This window comes from Desulfosarcina sp. (assembly GCF_033791525.1).
Classification (GTDB): Bacteria; Desulfobacterota; Desulfobacteria; order Desulfobacterales; family Desulfosarcinaceae; genus Desulfosarcina.
The window spans coordinates 1-19,050 of the sequence record NZ_JASJGN010000038.1; the positions used below are offsets into that span (position 1 = coordinate 1).

The window sequence follows — 19,050 nt, forward strand, 5'->3', positions numbered from 1 at the left end:
GGAGATGGTGATGCCGGGCGACAACGTGGCGATCACGGCCGACCTGATCACGCCGATCGCCATGGAGAAGGAGCTTCGGTTCGCCATTCGTGAAGGCGGCCGTACGGTGGGTGCCGGTGTCGTCAGCGAGATAATTGAATAAAAAGAGAGCCTATAACGATGATAACGAACTCCAAGATCAGGATCCGGCTCAAAGCCTACGATCATAAGCTGCTGGACCAGTCGGCCAGCGATATTTTTGACACTGCGCGAAAAACCGGTGCCAAAGTGGTGGGGCCGATTCCCTTGCCGACAACGATAAACAAGTACTGCGTCCTTCGTTCGCCGCACGTGGACAAAAAATCAAGGGAACAGTTCGAGATGCGGACCCACAAGCGTCTGCTTGACATCCTTGAACCGACCCAGCAGACCGTAGACGCGCTCATGAAGCTTGATCTGTCTCCTGGCGTTGATGTGGAGATCAAACTTTAACACGGGATAAGAGAGATGTGTAAAGGACTGGTAGGAAAAAAACTGGGCATGACTTCTCTGTTCGCGCCCAATGGAAAATACATCCCTGTCACGGTTTTGCAGGTGGGGCCTTGTGTGGTCACCCAGGTCAAGAATGAGAAGACGGACGGATACAAGGCCCTTCAATTGGGCTTCGGCGCCAAAAAAGACTCAAAGACCACCAAACCGCTCAAAGGGCATTTTAAAAAGAGCGGTGACGCCTGCTTTGCCAAGTTGAAGGAAGTGCAGGTGGACAACCCGGAAGACTACACGGTGGGGCAGGCCATCGGGCCTGAAATCTTTGCCATCGGCGAAAAGGTCAATGTTACAGGAACCTCCAAAGGGCGCGGATTTTCCGGCGTAATCAAACGCCATGGTTTCAGCGGCGGACGGGAGACCCACGGCGGCCATTGTCACCGGAGGCCCGGATCTATCGGCTGCAGCGCCTGGCCGGCCAAGGTCACCAAGGGAAAGCGGATGCCCGGACAGTATGGCGGTGATACCACGACGGTCAGAAATCTGGAAGTCGTTGATATTCGCCCGGAAGAGAATCTCATTCTGCTGAAAGGCCCCCTCCCGGGGTGCCGTTCTGGAATCGTAACGATTAACAAGGTCCTGTTCGCATAACCATCAGGACTTCAGGCCACCGTCAACGATGCGTTTCGTCTTTTGAAACGACTGGGTTGCGGGAGCGCAGTGGACGAGGAACATTATGGCTGTTGTTGATGTAGTAAATATTACCGGAGACGTCGTCTCACAAACCGAGCTGAAAGATTCGATTTTCAATGTTCCGGTTAAAAAGAGCGTCCTGCACCAGGTTGTCGTCGCACAATTGGCTGCCAAACGGGCGGGTTCGGCATCTGTCAAACACCGGTCCGACGTCAAGGGCAGTCGCCACAAGCTCTACCGGCAAAAAGGAACGGGGCGGGCCCGAAAGGGAGATATCAAGTCCCCGATCCTTCGTGGTGGTGGCTCGATTTTCGGTCCGGATCCAAGGAATTACACACAAAAGGTGCTCAAAAAGGTCAGAAAGATGGCGCTGAAAATGGCGCTGACCTGCAGAGCTCAGGACCAGCAATTGGTCGTCGTGGACAAGTTCGATCTCGAGGAGATCAAAACCAAGGTCTTTGCCGGAATCATCAAAGCGCTCAAGGCCGAAAAGGCGCTGATCATCACTGGGGAAAAGAACGAACGACTGGCGCTTTCCTCCCGTAATGTGCCTGGTGTCAAGATTCTTCCGATGCAGGGGATGAATGTTTACGACATCCTTAAATACCCCAAGCTGATTCTTGTTCAGCCGGCTATTGAAGGGATAGAGGGGAGATTGGGCTGATGAATCAGTATGACATTATAAAGCGACCCGTGATCACCGAAAAAACAAATATTCAGAAAGAGGAAAATAATCAGCTCTCTTTCGAAGTGGATATGCGCGCCAACCGCGTCGAGATTGCCCAGGCCATCGAGAAGATCTTCAGCGTTAAAGTGGCCAAAACCCGCACGGCCCATGTCAAGGGAAAAACCAAGCGGCGGGGACGAATTCTGGGGAAACGCAAGGACTGGAAAAAGGCCGTCGTTACCCTGATGCCTGGTGAACGGATTGATTTTTTTGAAGGTGTATAGACGCTAGGAGTATAACGATGGCAGTTAAAAAAGTTAAACCGACCAGCCCGGGTCGACGTTTCCAGAGCTTCGCCGGTTTTGAAGAGGTCACCAAGACCACCCCCGAAAAAGGCCTGGTCAGAATTCTTAAAAAATCAGGCGGCAGGAACGTAAACGGCCGCATTACCAGCCGACGGCGGGGTGGCGGACACAAACGGTATTACCGGATCATCGATTTCAAGCGTGATAAGGAAGGTATCCGTGCAAAAGTTGCCGCAATCGAATACGATCCCAACCGGTCCGCCCGCATCGCCCTGTTGCACTATGCAGATGGCGAAAAACGTTACATTATCGCACCGCTTAAACTGTCCGTCGGTGATACGGTGATGTCGGGCCCCGATGCGGATATACAGCCGGGTAATGCATTGCCGCTGGCCAATATCCCGCTGGGTACACACATTCACAATATCGAGCTGCGGTTAGGCAAGGGTGGTCAGATCGTTCGCAGTGCCGGAACGTTTGCCCAGCTGATGGCCAAAGAAGACCGCTATGCGCTGGTAAAATTGCCGTCAAGTGAAGTCCGGATGGTGCTGCTCACCTGCAAGGCCACGGTCGGCCAGTTGGGTAACATCACCCATGAAAACGTATCCCTTGGCAAGGCGGGCCGAAATCGATGGAAAGGACGTCGACCCAAGGTCCGCGGCGTGGCGATGAACCCGGTAGACCATCCCATGGGCGGTGGTGAAGGCCGCTCCTCCGGTGGCAGGCATCCTTGTTCTCCCTGGGGCGTACCCTCCAAAGGCTACCGCACCCGAAAGAATAAACGCACCGATCGCTACATCGTCAAACGGCGAACGAAATAGCAAACATATTCTGAACCAACCTGCACCTGACAGCGGGATGTTCAGTTTGAAATGGACAATCAGCAGGAGACATCATGCCCCGTTCGTTAAAAAAAGGTCCTTTTATCGACCCGAAGCTTTTCAAAAAAGTGTCCGTAGCCCAAGGCACCCGGAGCAACCAGGTAATCAAAACGTGGTCGCGGCGTTCGACCATCCTGCCTGAAATGGTCGGTATTACCCTCGCCGTACACAACGGCAGGAAATTCCTTCCGGTGTTCGTCACTGAAAATATGGTTGGACATAAATTAGGTGAGTTTTCGCCGACGCGGACCTACTACGGGCATGCATCGGACCGGAAATCCAAGGTAAAAAGATAAGAAAAGGAAGGCCCTAAATGGAGGTCAGAGCTACACAGCGATATGCACGAATTTCTCCTCAGAAAGTGAGGATGCTTGTCGATGCCATCAAGGGAAAACCGGCTGAGACAGCCATTAATGCACTAAAATTCATGCCGCAAAAATCTGCCGGCATCGTCGAGAAAATTGTTCGTTCTGCCGTTGCCAATGCGGATCAGAACACGAGCATCGACGTGGACGAGTTGATTGTCAGAAACTTGATTGTCGATCAGGGTCCGTCCCTAAAAAGGTTCAAGGCGAGGGCCAGGGGAAGAGGGGCGCGCATACTAAAAAGAACCGCACACATTACCGTTGTGTTAGCAGAAGGTTCCGTACAGTAAGGAGGAAATAGCTTGGGCCAGAAAGTCAACCCTATCTCACTGAGGCTGGGGATCGTAAAAACCTGGGAATCCCGGTGGTTTGCCACCAAGAAATATGCGGACTACATCTTTGAGGACTATCAGATTCGTAAGTTTATCAAAGAGAAACTTCATCATGCCGGCGTTGCTAAAATTGAAATTGAACGATCCACCCGCCGGGTCAGACTTCGCATCTTTACGGCTCGTCCCGGTATTGTTATCGGTAAAAAGGGCTCGGAGATCGAAAAGCTCAAGAAACAACTCGAAAGTACCGTGAGCCAGGAAGTTCTGATCGACATTCAGGAAGTCAGAAAACCAGAAGTGGATGCCCAACTGGTTGCAGAAAATGTGGCCATGCAGATTGAGCGGCGGGTCGCCTTCAGACGGGCCATGAAGCGCGGGGTTTCGTCTGCCATGCGGTTCGGTGCTCAGGGTGTGAAGATCATCTGTTCGGGGCGGCTCGGCGGTGCTGAAATGGCCCGCACGGAATGGTACCGTGAAGGACGTGTGCCGCTGCACACCCTGCGGGCGGACATCGACTATGGTACCACCGAAGCCCGTACCACTTATGGAATCGTCGGAATCAAAGTCTTTGTGTTCCGTGGCGAAATTCTCAAAAAGGATCAAGCCGAAATTCGTGGTTAGGCTTGTGGGAGATACGAAATGCTGAGCCCTAAAAAGGTCAAATATCGTAAGAGTCAAAAGGGAAGAATGAGGGGGGTCGCCTACCGGGGCAGCGATCTAAGTTTTGGAGAATTTGGATTGCAGGCCACCGATTGCGGGAAAATTTCCTCCAAACAGATCGAAGCGGCACGTATTGCCATGACCCGTTACGTAAAAAGGGGGGGGAAAATCTGGATCCGAATATTTCCGGATAAACCTTTTACCAAGAAGCCTGCTGAAGTCCGTATGGGTAAAGGAAAAGGCGCACCTGAAGGTTGGGTGGCCATTATACGGCCTGGACGAGTACTCTATGAAATGACCGGTGTCAGCCGGGAAATGGCTCAGGAAGCGCTTCGACTCGCTGCTCACAAGCTTCCCATCAAAACCCGGTTTGTGGAGAGGAGCGAGCTATAATGAAAGCGACCGAAATCAGAGACCTCAATGCCGAAGAGATTCAGCACAATGTCCTCGACCTGAAGGAAGCCTTGTTCAATCTTCGGTTTCAGCATGAAATCGGGCAGCTTGAAAATCCCAAGAAGATTGGGGAAACCAAAAAGCACATTGCCCGGTTGAAAACCATTTTGAACGAAAAAATATTAACCCTTACAGAAGACTAAGATGCGGTCATGAAAAATCGTGGAATAAAAAGACAACTCGTTGGTACCGTGGTCAGCGACAAGATGGACAAAACTGCCGTCGTGCAAGTTGAACGGTTGGTTAAACATCCACTTTACAAAAAATACATCAGACGACGCAACAAATTCGCCGCTCACGATAATGACAATCGCTGCAACATCGGGGACAAGGTGCTGATTACGGAATCTCGGCCAATCAGCAAGCTCAAGCGGTGGCGCATTACCGACATTATCGAAAAAGCCGTATAGCGATAAAGGACGATAAACATGATTCAGGCCGAAACAAAACTGACGGTGGCGGACAATTCGGGCGCACGTGCGGTTTACTGCATCAAAGTTTTGGGAGGATCCAAAAGACGGTATGCGGGCGTCGGTGACATCATCGTGGTCACTGTGAAAGAAGCCATTCCCAACGCCAAGGTTAAAAAGGGTGATGTCCTCAAGGCAGTCGTGGTCAGGACCAAAAAGGAGATTCGGAGGCCCGATGGGTCTTACATCCGTTTTGACGACAACTCCGCCGTGTTGATCAACAACCAGCGTGAACCTTTAGGCACTCGTATCTTCGGGCCTGTTGCCCGAGAGCTTCGAGCCAAGCAGTTTATGAAAATCGTATCACTTGCACCCGAGGTGCTATAATTTCAGACCCCGCTTCGTGGAGAAATCGAAATGATCAGAGACGCAATAAAAATAAAAATAGATGACAAGGTTAAGGTCATCACCGGCAAAGATAAAGGCAAGGTCGGAAAGGTTCTCAAGGTCAACGGGAAAAAGCACCGTCTCCTCGTCGAGAACATCAATGTCGTCAAGCGGCACACGAAGCCTAGCGCTCAGAACAGACAGGGAGGGATCCTTGAGAGCGAAGCACTTATTCACTGGTCCAATGTGATGTTGATGTGCAACAAGTGCATTGAACCCGTGCGGGTGAAAACCAAAACCCTGGACGATGGCAAGAAGGTCCGCATCTGCAGAAAATGCAGTGAAATTATAGATGCATAGGGCCGGTTAAACGGGAGGCTCTCGGAGGAACAACATGTCACAACTCAAAACTTTCTATGATGAGACAGTGGTGCCGAAACTCAAGGAGAAGTTCAATTACACCAACCCCATGCAGGTTCCAAAAATTGAAAAGATTGTAATCAACATGGGTCTGGGAGAGGCAATCCACAACATCAAAATAATCGATTCGGCCGTCGAGGAAATGAAACAGATTTCCGGGCAGCAGCCGGTGGTCACGCGGGCCAAAAAGTCAATTGCCTCGTTCAAGCTGCGTGAAGGCATGCCTATCGGCTGTATGGTCACGCTTCGCAAGAAACGGATGTACGATTTTCTTAACAAGCTGGTTAATGTGGCCCTGCCCCGCGTCAGGGACTTCAGAGGTATCTCCGGCAAGGCCTTCGACGGTGCGGGTAATTATTCACTGGGTGTCAAAGAACAGCTGATATTTCCTGAAATCGAATACGACAAGATCGACAAAATTAAAGGCTTGAATGTCAGCATCGTGACGACGGCCAAAAGTAATGAAGAGGGAAAAGAACTCCTCAAGTTGATGGGGATGCCTTTCAAGAATTAACAAGCCTGGTAGGTACAAGGAGAGAGCATTGGCGAAGACATCACTCAGAGAAAAGGTAAAAAGGAAGCCGAAGTTCAGCGTAAGGGCATACAACCGATGCCCCATATGCGGAAGACCTCGGGCATTCATCAGAAAGTTCGGAATTTGTCGAATCTGCTTCCGCAACCTGGCTTCCCAGGGCAAACTCCCTGGTGTTGTTAAGTCCAGTTGGTAATCAACAATAGTGTATACAATAACTAATTAGAGTAGGAAACAGCGATGAGCGATCCGATAGCCGACATGTTAACCCGCATCAGAAACGCCGGGAGAGCGAAACACAATAGTGTTGATATTCCCGGATCAAAGATAAAAATAGAGATCGCCAGGGTTCTCAAAGAATCGGGCTATATCCGTAACTACAAGTTCATCAATGATGGAAAACAGGGCATCCTTCGTGTCCATCTCAAGTACACCGGTGCTCAGAAACATACCATCATCAACATCGAACGGATCAGCAAGCCCAGTCGACGGACCTATCTCAACGCCAAATCCGTGATTCCCATATACAACGGTTTGGGGATTGCCGTCATGTCCACCTCTCAGGGTGTGATGACCGACAAAGCGGCAAGAGAGAAAAACATAGGCGGCGAAGTGCTCTGCACTCTCTGGTAGAATGCAACATGAGAAGGACAAACACCGTCCCTGGTCCGGAACTAACCCTGGTTGTTACAGGATGTAAACAAGAGGTGCGATAAATGTCTCGAGTAGGCAAAAAGATCATCATACTCCCCGAAAAAACCAAAATCGACTTTAAAAACCGAGAACTGGTTGTCAAAGGGGAGAAGGGAACACTGACCCGAACCATCCACCCTGCAGTCGATCTGTCAATCAAGGACAACACCATCTCCGTGACCATCGAACAGGAAGACCGGAAAACCCGCTCTCTTCAGGGGCTGACCCGCAGCCTCGTGGCAAACATGGTTGATGGCGTCAGCAAGGGATTTGAGCGAACCCTGGAGATCAATGGTATTGGCTACCGGGCTGAAATGAAGGGAAAATCAATTGTTTTGAACCTGGGATATTCGCATCCCATCGATTTCCCCTTGCCTGAAGGCATTGATGCCACGGTCGATAAAAAAAATGTCATCAAACTCACCGGCATCGATAAGGAAAAGGTCGGACAGACCGCTGCTTCGATACGAAAACTGAGAAAGCCGGAGCCGTATAAGGGTAAGGGCGTCAAATACGCCGAAGAGTACATCCAGCGTAAGGCTGGGAAAACCGGTACCAAATAACATTTGACTGCGCAGCATTTTCTTGCCGTACAACTGATGAATGGCGGCCATTAAAGGAATGGAAAATGGGTTCAACAAACGAAAAAAAGAAAACGTGGCTGAAGCGTAAAAAAAGAATCAGCAAAAGAATAATAAGCACGGTGGAAAGGCCCCGGCTCTCCGTTTTTAGAAGTGCCAGGCACATATACTGCCAGATTGTCGATGACACCACCGGCAGAACCATCGCGGCTGCCAGCAGCAACGAAAAATCGGTGAACGATCAGCCCTCCTTCGAAAGCAAAGTCGCCAAGGCGGTTTTCACCGGAAAGCTGCTTGCCCAGCGGGCCATGGACAAAGGCGTCAAGAAGGTCGTTTTTGATCGTAACGGTTTTCTGTATCATGGACGCATCAAAGCCTTATCCGACGGAGCCCGAGAAGCGGGTTTGGACTTTTAGCGCACACCATTAAGGAGGCAGACCCTTGTTCAAGAAAGATACAGAAGAAAACCAACTGATCGATAAAGTTGTACACATCAACCGTGTGGCTAAAGTGGTCAAGGGCGGTCGTCGCTTCAGCTTCAGTGCCATTGTCGTCGTAGGCGACGGTGAGGGTAGTGTCGGCTATGGCCTCGGGAAAGCAGGCGAAGTTCCTGAAGCCATCCGAAAAGGCGTTGAAAAGGCCAAAAAGAGTATGGTCAAGGTCCCGCTGATCGAAGGAACGCTTCCTTTCAAGGTCGTGGGTCGATTCGGGGCAGGACGCGTGATGTTGAAACCTGCCTCGGAAGGCACCGGCGTCATCGCGGGTGGCGCGGTCCGGGCCGTGCTGGAAGCTGTGGGCGTGCAGAACATCTTAACGAAATGTATGGGTACCAACAATCCTCACAATGTCGTCAAGGCTACCGTCGACGGTCTCAAACAACTTGAAAGTATCGAGTCGGTGGCTGCCAGACGTGGACTCAAAGTCCAAGATTTAAAATAAGGAAAACGAACGATGAGTGGAATGCTGAAAATCACGTTGGTAAAAAGCATGATCGGACGGCCTGAAAAACACCGAAATGTTCTCCGGGGAATGGGTCTTACCAAGCTTAATCGCACCGTTGAACTGCAAAATACCCCTTCCGTGAGAGGAATGGTTGATAAGGTATCCCACCTGGTGGTTGCCGAGGAGAAATAATTAATGAGACTCAACGACTTGGCACCTGAAAAGGGTCAGCGAAAAAATAGAAAACGTGTCGGACGCGGCGTCGGCTCAGGTTCCGGGAAAACGGCCGGAAAAGGGAGCAAAGGTCAGAACTGCCGCTCAGGAGGCGGCGTAAGGCCCGGGTATGAAGGCGGTCAGATGCCGATTCATCGACGCCTGCCCAAACGAGGGTTTAAAAACCATTTTAAGAAAACCTTCGCCATCGTTAACGTCAAGGATTTAAACCGGTTTGAATCCCAGTCGGTGGTCGACGAAGTGGCCTTGATCAAAAGTGGCCTTGTAAAGGGCGATCGGGATGGCATCAAAATATTGGGGAATGGGAAGGTAACGATCCCCGTAACGGTTCGGATCAACAATATCAGCGACAGTGCCAGACAAAAAATTGAGGCCGTTGGCGGAAAGATAGAGGTTATCTGAACATGGTTGGCAGCGGATTCGGAAATATTTTCAAGATCCCCGAACTCAAAAAACGCATTCTATATACGTTGGCCCTGCTTTTCGTATACAGAATCGGCGTTCACGTGCCGACTCCTGGAATCGACACCGTCGCTCTGGCATCCTTCTTTGCTAGAATGGAAGGAACAATTTTCGGCATCTTTAACATGTTTTCCGGCGGTGCGCTGGAGCAGCTTTCCGTATTCGCCCTGGGCATCATGCCCTACATCAGCGCCTCGATTATCCTGCAACTGCTTACCGTGGTGATTCCCCACCTGGAGGAGCTGAAAAAAGAAGGCGAGCAGGGCAGAAAGAAAATTACGCAGTATACCCGCTACGGCACCGTGGTGCTGAGTATCATCCAGGGTCTCGGTATCAGCATCGGGCTGGAGAGTATGACATCCCCGGGCGGTGCCACCATCGTGATGGTTCCTGGATGGGGTTTCAGATTGATGACCGTGTTGACGCTGACCGCTGGAACGGCCTTCATCATGTGGCTCGGCGAACAAATTACCGAACGAGGGATCGGTAATGGCATATCGTTGATTATTTTTGCGGGCATTGTTGCCGGCATTCCTTCAGCGATCCTCAACACATTCCGGCTGATGTCCACTGGCGAAATGAACATTTTCGCCATTGTTATCCTTGTGGTTCTTATGGTCCTCGTCGTTGGTTTCATTATTTTCGTGGAGCAGGGACAGCGGCGTATACCGGTTCAGTACGCCAAGCGGGTGGTCGGCCGACGCATGTATGGTGGCCAGAGCACGCACCTACCGCTCAAGATTAACACGTCAGGGGTTATCCCACCAATTTTTGCATCGTCGATCATCATGTTTCCGGCTACCATAGCAAGCTTCGTTACGATTCCCTGGATGAAGGCCATTGCTGATGCGATGCGGCCAGGAAACTTCTTTTACGAACTGCTATATGTCGGATTTATATTCTTTTTCTGTTACTTCTACACGGCGGTGACGTTTAATCCTGTTGATGTGGCCGACAACATGAAAAAAAATGGGGGCTACATTCCGGGTATTCGGCCGGGAAAACGCACGGCTGACTACATTGACCGGGTACTAACGCGGATTACCCTCGGCGGTGCCATTTATGTATCGGCGGTATGTGTGCTTCCATCCATTTTGATTAGTCGTTTTAGCGTTCCCTTCTATTTTGGTGGAACGGCTCTATTGATTGTCGTCGGTGTGGCGATTGATACGGTAGCACAGATGGAATCGCATATGCTCACCCGTCATTACGAGGGATTCTTAAAAAAGGGCGGCATTCGGGGACGACGATGAACAAGTCTCTGCAGAGATCGTGATTCGAAATACTTTATCGATCCACAAATATACAACGAAAAATCCAGGAGATCGGAATGCCCAAGGAAGAGGCCATCAAAGTTGAAGGCGTTGTTTTAGAAACGTTGCCGAACGCGATGTTTAAGGTCGAGCTGGAAAACAAACATCAAGTCCTTGCGCATATCTCCGGCAAAATGAGAATGCATTTTATTAAGATCTTACCTGGAGACAAGGTCACAGTGGAGCTTTCTCCCTATGACCTGTCAAGGGGACGAATCACCTATCGCTCAAAATAACTGGCAAGGGTCCGCATTTCATGAACGGAAGACCGGCAACAGCGAGTAACCCATTTGCCCTGCGGTACGAAGGAGTAGACAATGAAGGTCAGAGCATCCGTTAGGAAGATTTGCAGCAAATGCAAAATCATCAAGCGAAAAGGAACCGTTCGGGTTATCTGCGAGAACAAGAGACACAAACAGAGGCAAGGTTAGAGGAGGTTGAACTTTGGCAAGAATCGCTGGTGTAGACTTACCTAGACGTAAGCGGATAGAAATCGGACTGACCTATATCTATGGTATTGGAAGAACCGTTTCCAATCGGATTCTCAGCAAGCTTAAAATCGATCCGAATACCAATACAGATGATCTTTCCGAAGCTGAGATAAACAACATTCGCAAGGTAATCGATAGTGAACTCAAAGTAGAAGGGGAGCTTCGAACAGAAGTTTCCATGAATATCAAACGGCTTATGGACCTGGGCTGTTACCGTGGCCTCAGGCACAGACGATCCCTGCCGGTGCGTGGCCAGCGGACCAGCACCAACGCCAGAACGCGAAAAGGACCAAAACGGTCCGCAATCAAGAAAAAAAGCGCCGCCAAAAAGTAATCCATCACCTGTCAGGAATAAATAAATGCCTAGAAAAGCCAAAGGGAAAAAAAAGGAAAGAAAGAACATCTCCAGTGGGGTTGTTCATATTCAGTCCACGTTCAACAACACTATCGTTACGATCACCGACGCCATGGGAAACGTGGTTTCATGGTCCAGCGCAGGTATTCACGGTTTTAAGGGATCGCGAAAAAGCACGCCTTTCGCCGCCCAGTTGACCGCGGAAGATGCCGCCAAAAAAGCCATGGAACATGGGATGAAGAGTGTTGAAGTGTATGTCAAGGGGCCGGGATCAGGCCGGGAATCTGCACTTCGAGCCCTTCAGGCCGCGGGTTTTAATGTCCTCATGATCAAGGACGTCACCCCTATTCCCCACAACGGCTGCCGACCTCCCAAGAGGAGAAGGGTGTAAGCGGCTTGCCGCCGATGTCTGATATACGAAACACGCCACACTAAGGTCTGGTTTAAAAGGAGGACGCATTGGCTCGATATAGAGGATCCGTCTGCAGGATATGCCGACGCGAAAATATGAAATTGTTTTTAAAGGGAGACCGCTGCTATTCGGATAAATGCGCATTTGACCGGAGAGGCTACGCCCCCGGACAGCATGGGCAGCGGCGTCGAGGCAAGCCCTCCGACTACGGCATCCAGCTTCGTGAGAAGCAGAAAGTGAAGAATACGTACGGCCTTTCCGAAAAACAGTTCAGGCTGTTTTTCCAAAAAGCCGACCGGAAAAAGGGTATCACCGGAACCAACTTGCTGGTCCTTCTCGAACGACGGCTAGATAACGTTGTATATCGTCTTGGCTTCGCCAACTCCAGAACACAAGGTCGCCATTTTGTCAGGCATAACCACTTTAGGGTCAACGGAAAACGGGTCAACATTCCTTCCTACCTGGTTAATGTCGGCGACACGGTTGAGGTTTCTGAAAAAAGCAGAAAGGTTCAGGCCATCATTGATTCTCTGGATGCGGTGATTCGAAGAGGACTGCCACAGTGGATCGCTGTTGAAAAAGAGAAGTTTAAAGGCGAAATCAAAAGCTTCCCAGTTCGCGAAGACCTTACTCTACCGATGCAGGAACAACTCATCGTCGAGCTCTACTCTAAATAAATAGGCCGTTTGATTGTTGAGCACGAAACTTTTTGAGAAAACATTACTGCATTGATATTAAATCCGCTTGGAGAAAATGTAATGGTTAAAAACGAACTTATGTACATGAACTGGCGTGAAATGATCAAATCTGATAAAATTCGCGTCAACAGCACCGAAGCATATGGTAAGTTTCTATGTGAACCGCTGGAAAGAGGGTTTGGTATAACCCTCGGGAATTCTTTGAGAAGAACTATCCTTTCGTCTCTTTACGGTGCTGCCATCGTATCCGTCCGGTTCGAATCAGTTGAGCATGAGTTCAGTGTTATTCCTGGTGTGAATGAAGACGTCTCCGAGATTATTTTGAATCTGAAAGAGGTTCGTCTTAAGATGGATGACGCTACCCCGCGAACCATTCGAATCGACGCTTCCGGTGAGGGGATTGTCACGGCGAAAGACATCACCAGCGATGACGGGCACGTGGAGATCTTGAACCCTGAACAGCACATTGCGACGCTTGCCGCGGACGGCAGTTTGAAAATGACCATGGTGGTCAAGGCGGGTAAGGGATATTCCCTTGCAGAGGCGAACAAAGATGAGGAAGCACCGATAGGAACGATTCCCATCGACGCCGTTTTTTCACCGGTCAAACGGGTCAATTACGTAGTGGGCAATGCGCGTGTCGGGCAGCGTACCGATTATGACAAACTCACACTGGAAGTGTGGACCGATGGCAGTGTGGCTCCGGAAGATGCCGTAGCTTTCAGTTCAAAAATTCTTAAGGAGCAGCTGAGCATTTTTATCAATTTTGACGAAGAGGCCGAACCGCAGCATGATGGAAGTGAAGATGAGTCGGAAAAGCCGGCATTCAATGACAATCTTTATCGAAGCGTCGAGGAACTCGAGCTGTCGGTGAGAAGTGCCAATTGCCTCAAGAATGCTGAGATCTTGAAAATTTACCAACTTGTTCAGAAAACCGAGAACGAGATGCTCAAAACAAAAAATTTCGGCCGAAAATCACTTAATGAGATTAAGGAAGTTCTGTCTGAAATGGGACTCTCGTTGGGAATGAAAATTGACAGCTTTGTCCCGCCTGAAGAATCCGTCGAAGAAGGGGAGTAAACGTTCCAATGAGACATAGAAAAAGCGGTGTAAAACTCAATCGAACCACGAGCCACAGACAGGCGATGTTTAGAAACATGGTCACCTCGCTGCTTAAGCACGATCGCATCAAAACCACCGACGCCAAAGCCAAGGAGCTTCGCAGGTGGGCCGATCATATCGTAACGCTGGCTAAACGAGGCGACCTTCACGCCAGACGGATGGCCATGTCAATCGTTCGAGAAAAAGACGTCGTCCACAAGATATTTGAAGAGGCCTCCGAGCGATTCGGATCAATCAACGGCGGCTATACGCGGATTGTAAAAATTGGCCGGCGGCCAGGTGATGCTGCTGCCATGACCTTAGTCGAATTGGTCAGTTCAGATGTCGCAAAGCCGGTCAAGACTAAAAAAACCAAGAAGAAAACCGCGGACAAACCGGCTGCCGCTGATACCCAGGCGACCAAGGCTGATGCGGCGACGGTCAGTGAAACGCAGGAAGTACGTGATGATGACAGTTCGGGAGTCACCGCTGATGTTAAAGCGGCGCCGTCCGACACTGAACCGGAGACCACCGTAGTGGATGACGGCCCTGAAAAGGATGCCAAGGCGTCTGCCGATTCTGACGGAACCGTTAAATAATTAAATAGGCAGATCTCTCGGTTTTTCAAAAGGCCCTGATTTATCAGGGTCTTTTTTTTCTCCAGTTTTTATTACTTTGACTTTTCCTCAATATTTCTATAAACGATAAACTCATGGCTTCAAAATGCCTTTATCGTTTTGTGCATGATTGAGCAGATGAACGGGTACCCCGCCTGCCTGTTCCCCGTTGGCTGAGGCAGGGCCAGCAATCGAACCCTAAGCCGATTGCATGCACATAATTCGAGATTCTCCGCAGGCAGATAGAGAGAGTTCTCAACGATAACAATTCGCTGTTCTGACGAGGGCGGATTGGATCCATTCTCCAGACATTATAAACCGGAATTCCATTTTTCGCGTTTTGCAATACCGGTCTTATTCGATAGCAGCTCGATTATTTTACGCTTTCGATCCAATGTTCCCAGTTGGCAATGGACCGGCACCTAAATTTATTTTGGAAATTCATTCGCGTTGCATCCGTTTCATTGCGTTCAATAAGTATTTTAGTAAAGCAACCCGAGGTAATTCAGCAATATTCAAATTACGTTCTGGTGCAGACAGGCAATATTGGATTTCATTTGATGAATCAGCTTTAAATATTTTGCTTGACTTAAAAAATTAGTAGCTGTTAAGTAGCTGGTATGTAGCTTGGCTTAGGTCGTTTTTTAAACAGCGGGAGAACAATAAGGAGGGGCCGGATGATTGGTAACAGAACCGTGAAGTTGGTATGTGTGATGGTGGTGGTTATTTGTTTGTGGATCAGCCCTGTTTTTGCCGGGCCGTCTCTGGATGCCTGGAAAGCAAATTTTGACCCATCTGGTGCAAAATACAAATGTATTGTTTCCAATGTGTCGCATCCGGTGATCAAGGGTGTGTATGCCGGGTTTGCCATCCGTGACGAACTCTGGAAGCGCACCAACGGTCAGATCTACCTGGACTACAAACCCTTCTCCATGCTCGGTGGTGAGGTGGAGGTCCTCAATCAGTTACAGATGGGTGCCATCCAGGGCATGGGCGTCAGTTCTGTCGCAGCGACAAACCTGGGACCGCGTTTCGGGGTGGTCAATCTGCCCTTTCTGATTAACTCGTTTGAAAAACTAGATAAATTTGCAGGGAGCGGGCAGCTGTTCGATCATTTCATGATGGCCATGGATCATCAGGGTATCATGGGACTGGACATCACCGGCTACGGCAATTATGGTTGGGCCACCACCACGCCGGTAAAATCGATTGCCGACGCCAAGAAAGTCAAATTCCGGATCGCCGAGGCGGCCGTCAACCAGCTCAACTATAAGAACTGGGGTTTCAATCCCGTGGTGATGCCGTGGCCCGATGTACCGGTGGCGTTGAAACAGGGGGTTATCGACGGACTGGATCACACGCCGATGGTCTGCAATATCACCAAAAAATTCGAAGTCGCCAAGTACTTTACCCAGTTGAATTATGCCCAGGGCCTCTTTATCTGGATTTTCAACAAGGCGTGGTTCAACAGCCTTCCGGCGGATCTCCAGAAAACATTCAAGGAAACGGTGCATGACGTTTGCGCCAAAATCCGAGCCGAAACGGTCCAGCAGGAAACGGATCAAATCGCAAAGGCCAAGGCAGCTGGCATAGAGTTTTTCAAGCTTTCGGACGCAGACATGGCAACCCTGCAATCGCAGGGTGACAAGACGCACAAGGCCTTCGCTGCGGAAATCAACAAACTCTATCCGGGAGACACCTATCGGCCGGTCAATTTTATAGAAGAGGTTCAGGGCTTTATCGGTTACAGCAAATAAGTTTTTCATGTAAATCACATCTTGACAAAAGGGGGTTTCCGATGATGAAACCCCCTTTTTGTCTATAACGCCATTGCAAAAGGACCGTTGATGATTGGCAAAACGCTTAAGGTGCTGGATAAGGCGTTATCCTTTTTCGAAGACTGGACCCTGTTCATCAGCGTCATGGTGGCGCTGATCGCCCTTTTTTTCAATGTGGTGCTCCGTTACGGGTTTAATTATACCCTGGCCTGGTCTGAAGAGCTGGTTCGTGAAGTGATCATCTACACCACCTTTATCGGTTGCTGCGCAGCGGTCAAAAACCGCTCCATGATTAAAATTGATGCGTCGGTGCAGCTGTTCCCAAAATTAAAAACACCGTTGACCTATTTCAGCAACCTGGTGGTCCTGATCTTTTCTGTAATGATGATGGTTTACGGATGGCAAATGGCCGCCATGCAGGCCAGAACGTTTCAAAAGACACTGATCCTTCAGATTCCGCTGGTCTATCTGTATGCCATTTTACCATTGACCGGTGTGCTGATGTTCATTCGGACGCTGCAGGTCATTTATCAGGATTTCAGGCAAGCGGAAGCGGAAACCGAAAGCACCTGAGCCAACCGGAACGGAAAGACAAGGAGATATCCTTATATGCAGTTCAGCGACGTGATCCTCCTACTGATTCTGTTGGGGGGTATGGCTACCTATATCCCCGTTTTCATGTGCCTTTTTTTTACAGCCGTCCTTGGGTTCCTCTTGTTTACCGATATCCCGTTGCTCTTGCTGTTTCAAACCATCTTTCGCAGCATGGACAATTTTGCCCTGGTCGTGGTGCTCTTTTTTATTTTGTGCGGAAACATCATGACCGCCGGGTCCATTGTCGAAAAACTGATCAAAGTGGCCAACGCGATGGTCAGTTGGCTGCCGGGAGGGTTGGGCATGGCGGGGGTCCTGGCCTGCGGGCTCTTCGGGGCCATATCGGGGTCTACCGTCGCCACCGTGGTGGCATTAGGCGGGTTCATGATCCCCGCACTCCTGGATAATGGCTATCCGGAAAAATATACGCTCGGGTTGATGACCACGTCGCCAAACCTTGGTGTCATCATTCCGCCGAGTATCGGCATGATCCTTTTCTCCATGATCAGCAACGTGTCCCTCGAGGGGCTGTTTCTTACCGGCTTTCTGCCCGGTGTTCTGATCATGCTTTTGACTTGCCTGTATTCTTACTTTTTTTTCCGCAATAAAAAAGAGATCGTGCGCATGCCGGTTCCCTCCTTCATGGACACCGTGGTCGTGTTCAAGGAGGGCTTTTGGTCTCTGATGCTGCCGGTGATCATTTTCGGTGGAATTTTTTCGGGTGTTTTTACCGCCAACGAAGCGGCGGTAGTGGCTTGTGTGTATGCCTTTATCGTCGAGCTGTTCATCCATAAATCCATGAAACTCAGCCAGGTGAAGCAGATAACCATTAATTCCGCGGTCACCTCGGCAACGCTTCTGATCATCGTCGCCGGTGCCACCTGTTTCGGGAGGCTGCTCACCCTTGAAAGCATTCCCGGTAGAATTACCGAAACGGTTCTTTCGGCCATCACATCCCCGGCGGTTTTTCTTATCGCAATGAATATCATGCTGCTGCTCGTGGGCATGTTCATGGACATCATCTCGGCCACCATGATCCTTGGCCCGGTGTTCCTGCCCATGCTGGATGCATTCAACGTCAATTGGATGCATTTCGGGCTGATCATGACGGTGAACCTTGCCATCGGCTACTGTACGCCACCCATGGGCGTCAGTTTGTATATCACCGGGGCTATCGCCAACCGAAATCTGATTTATGTATCCAAGGCGGTGTTGCCCTTTATCGCCATTCAGATCTTTGTTCTCCTGTTGATAACATTCCTTCCGGATGTGGTCTTGTGGTTCCCCAGAATGATGGGTTTCAATTAAAACCAATGACTTTCATCATGACGCAAGATAGCCTTCGTGAGTGAATCATCCGAAGGCTTTTTTGATTCTGGGGTGGGTGGCAGCTGTCGGTAAGCGCTGCAGACGGCGAGAGCGCATCGCGTCTTGTCGGAACCCTCAGAAAAAAAGATAGGCGTTGAGAGACTGGAGATGCCGTTGAACCCTTGCCGGACTGAATTCTCCATGCGAATTCTTGAATGCAAGGGCATTGTTTGTTATAAGACCAAACGCTGTTTTACATGATGAAACAACGTATTATTCCAAGTCAATTCCAATTCACCTATCGAATAATTGACAACCCCTAAAAGGTGACCGTCAGATGGCCACTGGCCCCCTGTCGGAGATAAAGGAGACCTGATGGATTTTCAGCTCACCAAGGAACTGGAGATGCTGCGCAAAGCAGTGCGCGAGTTTGCCACCAAACGGATCGCCCCCAACGCGGACCAGTGGGACAAGGACCACTACTTTCCCTACGAGGAGGCCATCAAGCCCATGGGCCAGCTGGGCTTTTTCGGCACGGTGATCCCCGAGGAATACGAGGGCGAGGACATGGGTTGGATGGCGGCCATGATCGTCACCGAGGAGATCGCCCGGGCGGCCAGTTCGCTGCGTGTGCAGGTGAACATGCAGGTGCTGGGCTGCGCCTTCACCATATTCACCTACGGTGCGGAAGCCCTGAAAAAGAAGTACATTCCGGGCCTGTGCACGGCCGACCTGATCGGGGGGTTCGGCATCACGGAGCCGGACGCCGGTTCGGACGTCATGGCCATGACCTCCACGGCCGTGGACAAGGGGGATCACTGGCTGATCAACGGTTCCAAGACCTGGATCTCCAATGCGGATGTGGCCGACGTGTTGATTTACTATGCTTACACTGACGTGG

32 protein-coding genes and 2 pseudogenes are annotated in these 19,050 nt (G+C 50.1%); all 34 read left to right on the top strand.

The genetic code is table 11. The features are described 5' to 3' along the window. Nucleotides 1-142, top strand: a pseudogene (gene tuf / locus QNK41_RS01830) (elongation factor Tu); the annotation flags it as partial. Nucleotides 143-159: 17 nt separating this feature from the next. Beyond that, complete coding sequence (gene rpsJ, locus QNK41_RS01835; protein ID WP_413815099.1) at nucleotides 160-471, top strand: 30S ribosomal protein S10; 312 nt, start codon at nucleotides 160-162, stop codon at nucleotides 469-471. 15 nt (nucleotides 472-486) lie between these two features. Further along, complete coding sequence (rplC, locus tag QNK41_RS01840; protein ID WP_319253146.1) at nucleotides 487-1,116, top strand: 50S ribosomal protein L3; 630 nt, start codon at nucleotides 487-489, stop codon at nucleotides 1,114-1,116. 85 nt (nucleotides 1,117-1,201) lie between these two features. Then, nucleotides 1,202-1,822, top strand: a complete 621-nt coding sequence (gene rplD / locus QNK41_RS01845; protein ID WP_319253148.1) for a 50S ribosomal protein L4 — start codon at nucleotides 1,202-1,204, stop codon at nucleotides 1,820-1,822. Further along, nucleotides 1,822-2,109, top strand: a complete 288-nt coding sequence (gene rplW, locus QNK41_RS01850; protein ID WP_319253150.1) for a 50S ribosomal protein L23 — start codon at nucleotides 1,822-1,824, stop codon at nucleotides 2,107-2,109. The genes rplD and rplW overlap by 1 nt, the downstream gene beginning before the upstream one ends. A 17-nt stretch (nucleotides 2,110-2,126) precedes the next feature. Further along, the gene (rplB, locus tag QNK41_RS01855) at nucleotides 2,127-2,951 is read left to right on the top strand and encodes a 50S ribosomal protein L2 (RefSeq protein WP_319253152.1); all 825 of its coding nucleotides are present in this window, start codon (nucleotides 2,127-2,129) and stop codon (nucleotides 2,949-2,951) included. Between the two features lie 74 nt (nucleotides 2,952-3,025). Further along, nucleotides 3,026-3,307 carry a 30S ribosomal protein S19 gene (rpsS, locus tag QNK41_RS01860; protein WP_319253154.1) on the top strand — a complete coding sequence of 94 codons (282 nt, stop codon included), beginning with the start codon at nucleotides 3,026-3,028 and terminating at the stop codon, nucleotides 3,305-3,307. Nucleotides 3,308-3,324: 17 nt separating this feature from the next. Continuing rightward, nucleotides 3,325-3,666, top strand: a complete 342-nt coding sequence (rplV, locus tag QNK41_RS01865) for a 50S ribosomal protein L22 (protein WP_319253156.1) — start codon at nucleotides 3,325-3,327, stop codon at nucleotides 3,664-3,666. Between the two features lie 12 nt (nucleotides 3,667-3,678). Beyond that, on the top strand, nucleotides 3,679-4,329 hold the full coding sequence (gene rpsC / locus QNK41_RS01870) for a 30S ribosomal protein S3 (RefSeq protein ID WP_319253158.1): 651 nt from the start codon (nucleotides 3,679-3,681) through the stop codon (nucleotides 4,327-4,329). 18 nt (nucleotides 4,330-4,347) lie between these two features. Further along, nucleotides 4,348-4,761 carry a 50S ribosomal protein L16 gene (gene rplP / locus QNK41_RS01875; RefSeq protein WP_319253160.1) on the top strand — a complete coding sequence of 138 codons (414 nt, stop codon included), beginning with the start codon at nucleotides 4,348-4,350 and terminating at the stop codon, nucleotides 4,759-4,761. After that, the gene (rpmC, locus tag QNK41_RS01880; protein ID WP_319253162.1) at nucleotides 4,761-4,964 is read left to right on the top strand and encodes a 50S ribosomal protein L29; all 204 of its coding nucleotides are present in this window, start codon (nucleotides 4,761-4,763) and stop codon (nucleotides 4,962-4,964) included. The genes rplP and rpmC overlap by 1 nt, the downstream gene beginning before the upstream one ends. 9 nt (nucleotides 4,965-4,973) lie before the next feature. Beyond that, complete coding sequence (gene rpsQ, locus QNK41_RS01885; RefSeq protein WP_319253164.1) at nucleotides 4,974-5,231, top strand: 30S ribosomal protein S17; 258 nt, start codon at nucleotides 4,974-4,976, stop codon at nucleotides 5,229-5,231. An 18-nt stretch (nucleotides 5,232-5,249) separates the two neighbouring features. After that, the gene (gene rplN / locus QNK41_RS01890) at nucleotides 5,250-5,618 is read left to right on the top strand and encodes a 50S ribosomal protein L14 (protein WP_319253166.1); all 369 of its coding nucleotides are present in this window, start codon (nucleotides 5,250-5,252) and stop codon (nucleotides 5,616-5,618) included. A gap of 45 nt (nucleotides 5,619-5,663) precedes the next feature. Then, entirely contained in the window at nucleotides 5,664-5,978 is a 315-nt protein-coding gene (gene rplX / locus QNK41_RS01895; protein WP_319253209.1) for a 50S ribosomal protein L24, read from the top strand. 34 nt (nucleotides 5,979-6,012) lie between these two features. Then, the gene (gene rplE, locus QNK41_RS01900) at nucleotides 6,013-6,552 is read left to right on the top strand and encodes a 50S ribosomal protein L5 (RefSeq protein ID WP_319253168.1); all 540 of its coding nucleotides are present in this window, start codon (nucleotides 6,013-6,015) and stop codon (nucleotides 6,550-6,552) included. Between the two features lie 28 nt (nucleotides 6,553-6,580). Further along, nucleotides 6,581-6,766: a type Z 30S ribosomal protein S14 gene (locus tag QNK41_RS01905; protein ID WP_319253170.1), complete on the top strand. Its 186-nt coding sequence runs from the start codon at nucleotides 6,581-6,583 to the stop codon at nucleotides 6,764-6,766. Between the two features lie 44 nt (nucleotides 6,767-6,810). Next, nucleotides 6,811-7,203: a 30S ribosomal protein S8 gene (gene rpsH, locus QNK41_RS01910; protein WP_319253172.1), complete on the top strand. Its 393-nt coding sequence runs from the start codon at nucleotides 6,811-6,813 to the stop codon at nucleotides 7,201-7,203. A gap of 83 nt (nucleotides 7,204-7,286) precedes the next feature. Then, entirely contained in the window at nucleotides 7,287-7,826 is a 540-nt protein-coding gene (rplF, locus tag QNK41_RS01915) for a 50S ribosomal protein L6 (RefSeq protein WP_319253174.1), read from the top strand. A 65-nt stretch (nucleotides 7,827-7,891) separates the two neighbouring features. Then, nucleotides 7,892-8,260, top strand: coding sequence for a 50S ribosomal protein L18 (rplR, locus tag QNK41_RS01920; protein ID WP_319253176.1), 369 nt, complete (start codon nucleotides 7,892-7,894; stop codon nucleotides 8,258-8,260). A gap of 25 nt (nucleotides 8,261-8,285) precedes the next feature. Then, entirely contained in the window at nucleotides 8,286-8,783 is a 498-nt protein-coding gene (gene rpsE / locus QNK41_RS01925) for a 30S ribosomal protein S5 (RefSeq protein ID WP_319253178.1), read from the top strand. A gap of 21 nt (nucleotides 8,784-8,804) precedes the next feature. After that, nucleotides 8,805-8,978: a 50S ribosomal protein L30 gene (gene rpmD / locus QNK41_RS01930; RefSeq protein WP_413815101.1), complete on the top strand. Its 174-nt coding sequence runs from the start codon at nucleotides 8,805-8,807 to the stop codon at nucleotides 8,976-8,978. Nucleotides 8,979-8,981: 3 nt separating this feature from the next. Next, nucleotides 8,982-9,422, top strand: coding sequence for a 50S ribosomal protein L15 (gene rplO, locus QNK41_RS01935; protein ID WP_319253182.1), 441 nt, complete (start codon nucleotides 8,982-8,984; stop codon nucleotides 9,420-9,422). Between the two features lie 2 nt (nucleotides 9,423-9,424). After that, a complete protein-coding gene (gene secY / locus QNK41_RS01940; RefSeq protein WP_319253184.1) occupies nucleotides 9,425-10,735 on the top strand; it encodes a preprotein translocase subunit SecY in 1,311 nt (436 codons plus the stop codon). 77 nt (nucleotides 10,736-10,812) lie between these two features. Beyond that, nucleotides 10,813-11,031, top strand: a complete 219-nt coding sequence (gene infA / locus QNK41_RS01945; protein WP_319253186.1) for a translation initiation factor IF-1 — start codon at nucleotides 10,813-10,815, stop codon at nucleotides 11,029-11,031. 81 nt (nucleotides 11,032-11,112) lie between these two features. Next, nucleotides 11,113-11,226, top strand: a complete 114-nt coding sequence (gene rpmJ, locus QNK41_RS01950; RefSeq protein ID WP_083456323.1) for a 50S ribosomal protein L36 — start codon at nucleotides 11,113-11,115, stop codon at nucleotides 11,224-11,226. Nucleotides 11,227-11,239: 13 nt separating this feature from the next. Next, complete coding sequence (gene rpsM, locus QNK41_RS01955) at nucleotides 11,240-11,620, top strand: 30S ribosomal protein S13 (RefSeq protein WP_319253191.1); 381 nt, start codon at nucleotides 11,240-11,242, stop codon at nucleotides 11,618-11,620. A 25-nt stretch (nucleotides 11,621-11,645) separates the two neighbouring features. Next, on the top strand, nucleotides 11,646-12,032 hold the full coding sequence (rpsK, locus tag QNK41_RS01960) for a 30S ribosomal protein S11 (RefSeq protein ID WP_319253193.1): 387 nt from the start codon (nucleotides 11,646-11,648) through the stop codon (nucleotides 12,030-12,032). A gap of 68 nt (nucleotides 12,033-12,100) precedes the next feature. Next, nucleotides 12,101-12,730 carry a 30S ribosomal protein S4 gene (gene rpsD, locus QNK41_RS01965; RefSeq protein ID WP_319253195.1) on the top strand — a complete coding sequence of 210 codons (630 nt, stop codon included), beginning with the start codon at nucleotides 12,101-12,103 and terminating at the stop codon, nucleotides 12,728-12,730. An 81-nt stretch (nucleotides 12,731-12,811) separates the two neighbouring features. Continuing rightward, complete coding sequence (locus tag QNK41_RS01970; protein ID WP_413815100.1) at nucleotides 12,812-13,831, top strand: DNA-directed RNA polymerase subunit alpha; 1,020 nt, start codon at nucleotides 12,812-12,814, stop codon at nucleotides 13,829-13,831. 8 nt (nucleotides 13,832-13,839) lie between these two features. After that, nucleotides 13,840-14,214: pseudogene (gene rplQ, locus QNK41_RS22865) on the top strand (50S ribosomal protein L17); the annotation flags it as partial. Between the two features lie 932 nt (nucleotides 14,215-15,146). Then, complete coding sequence (locus QNK41_RS01980) at nucleotides 15,147-16,226, top strand: TRAP transporter substrate-binding protein (protein WP_319253198.1); 1,080 nt, start codon at nucleotides 15,147-15,149, stop codon at nucleotides 16,224-16,226. A 90-nt stretch (nucleotides 16,227-16,316) separates the two neighbouring features. After that, nucleotides 16,317-16,820, top strand: a complete 504-nt coding sequence (locus QNK41_RS01985; protein WP_319253200.1) for a TRAP transporter small permease — start codon at nucleotides 16,317-16,319, stop codon at nucleotides 16,818-16,820. A 36-nt stretch (nucleotides 16,821-16,856) separates the two neighbouring features. After that, a complete protein-coding gene (locus QNK41_RS01990; protein ID WP_319253202.1) occupies nucleotides 16,857-18,149 on the top strand; it encodes a TRAP transporter large permease in 1,293 nt (430 codons plus the stop codon). 375 nt (nucleotides 18,150-18,524) lie between these two features. Continuing rightward, on the top strand, nucleotides 18,525-19,050 hold a 526-nt coding region (locus QNK41_RS01995; protein ID WP_319253204.1), incomplete at its 3' end, for an acyl-CoA dehydrogenase family protein.

Coding starts and splice junctions, on each gene's coding strand:
- rpsJ (WP_413815099.1), top strand. CDS start 160: ATGATAACGAACTCCAAGATCAGGATCCGGCTCAAAGCCTACGATCAT.
- rplC (WP_319253146.1), top strand. CDS start 487: ATGTGTAAAGGACTGGTAGGAAAAAAACTGGGCATGACTTCTCTGTTC.
- rplD (WP_319253148.1), top strand. CDS start 1,202: ATGGCTGTTGTTGATGTAGTAAATATTACCGGAGACGTCGTCTCACAA.
- rplW (WP_319253150.1), top strand. CDS start 1,822: ATGAATCAGTATGACATTATAAAGCGACCCGTGATCACCGAAAAAACA.
- rplB (WP_319253152.1), top strand. CDS start 2,127: ATGGCAGTTAAAAAAGTTAAACCGACCAGCCCGGGTCGACGTTTCCAG.
- rpsS (WP_319253154.1), top strand. CDS start 3,026: ATGCCCCGTTCGTTAAAAAAAGGTCCTTTTATCGACCCGAAGCTTTTC.
- rplV (WP_319253156.1), top strand. CDS start 3,325: ATGGAGGTCAGAGCTACACAGCGATATGCACGAATTTCTCCTCAGAAA.
- rplP (WP_319253160.1), top strand. CDS start 4,348: ATGCTGAGCCCTAAAAAGGTCAAATATCGTAAGAGTCAAAAGGGAAGA.
- rpmC (WP_319253162.1), top strand. CDS start 4,761: ATGAAAGCGACCGAAATCAGAGACCTCAATGCCGAAGAGATTCAGCAC.
- rpsQ (WP_319253164.1), top strand. CDS start 4,974: ATGAAAAATCGTGGAATAAAAAGACAACTCGTTGGTACCGTGGTCAGC.
- rplN (WP_319253166.1), top strand. CDS start 5,250: ATGATTCAGGCCGAAACAAAACTGACGGTGGCGGACAATTCGGGCGCA.
- rplE (WP_319253168.1), top strand. CDS start 6,013: ATGTCACAACTCAAAACTTTCTATGATGAGACAGTGGTGCCGAAACTC.
- rpsH (WP_319253172.1), top strand. CDS start 6,811: ATGAGCGATCCGATAGCCGACATGTTAACCCGCATCAGAAACGCCGGG.
- rplF (WP_319253174.1), top strand. CDS start 7,287: ATGTCTCGAGTAGGCAAAAAGATCATCATACTCCCCGAAAAAACCAAA.
- rplR (WP_319253176.1), top strand. CDS start 7,892: ATGGGTTCAACAAACGAAAAAAAGAAAACGTGGCTGAAGCGTAAAAAA.
- rpmD (WP_413815101.1), top strand. CDS start 8,805: ATGCTGAAAATCACGTTGGTAAAAAGCATGATCGGACGGCCTGAAAAA.
- rplO (WP_319253182.1), top strand. CDS start 8,982: ATGAGACTCAACGACTTGGCACCTGAAAAGGGTCAGCGAAAAAATAGA.
- secY (WP_319253184.1), top strand. CDS start 9,425: ATGGTTGGCAGCGGATTCGGAAATATTTTCAAGATCCCCGAACTCAAA.
- infA (WP_319253186.1), top strand. CDS start 10,813: ATGCCCAAGGAAGAGGCCATCAAAGTTGAAGGCGTTGTTTTAGAAACG.
- rpmJ (WP_083456323.1), top strand. CDS start 11,113: ATGAAGGTCAGAGCATCCGTTAGGAAGATTTGCAGCAAATGCAAAATC.
- rpsK (WP_319253193.1), top strand. CDS start 11,646: ATGCCTAGAAAAGCCAAAGGGAAAAAAAAGGAAAGAAAGAACATCTCC.
- QNK41_RS01970 (WP_413815100.1), top strand. CDS start 12,812: ATGGTTAAAAACGAACTTATGTACATGAACTGGCGTGAAATGATCAAA.
- QNK41_RS01980 (WP_319253198.1), top strand. CDS start 15,147: ATGATTGGTAACAGAACCGTGAAGTTGGTATGTGTGATGGTGGTGGTT.
- QNK41_RS01985 (WP_319253200.1), top strand. CDS start 16,317: ATGATTGGCAAAACGCTTAAGGTGCTGGATAAGGCGTTATCCTTTTTC.
- QNK41_RS01990 (WP_319253202.1), top strand. CDS start 16,857: ATGCAGTTCAGCGACGTGATCCTCCTACTGATTCTGTTGGGGGGTATG.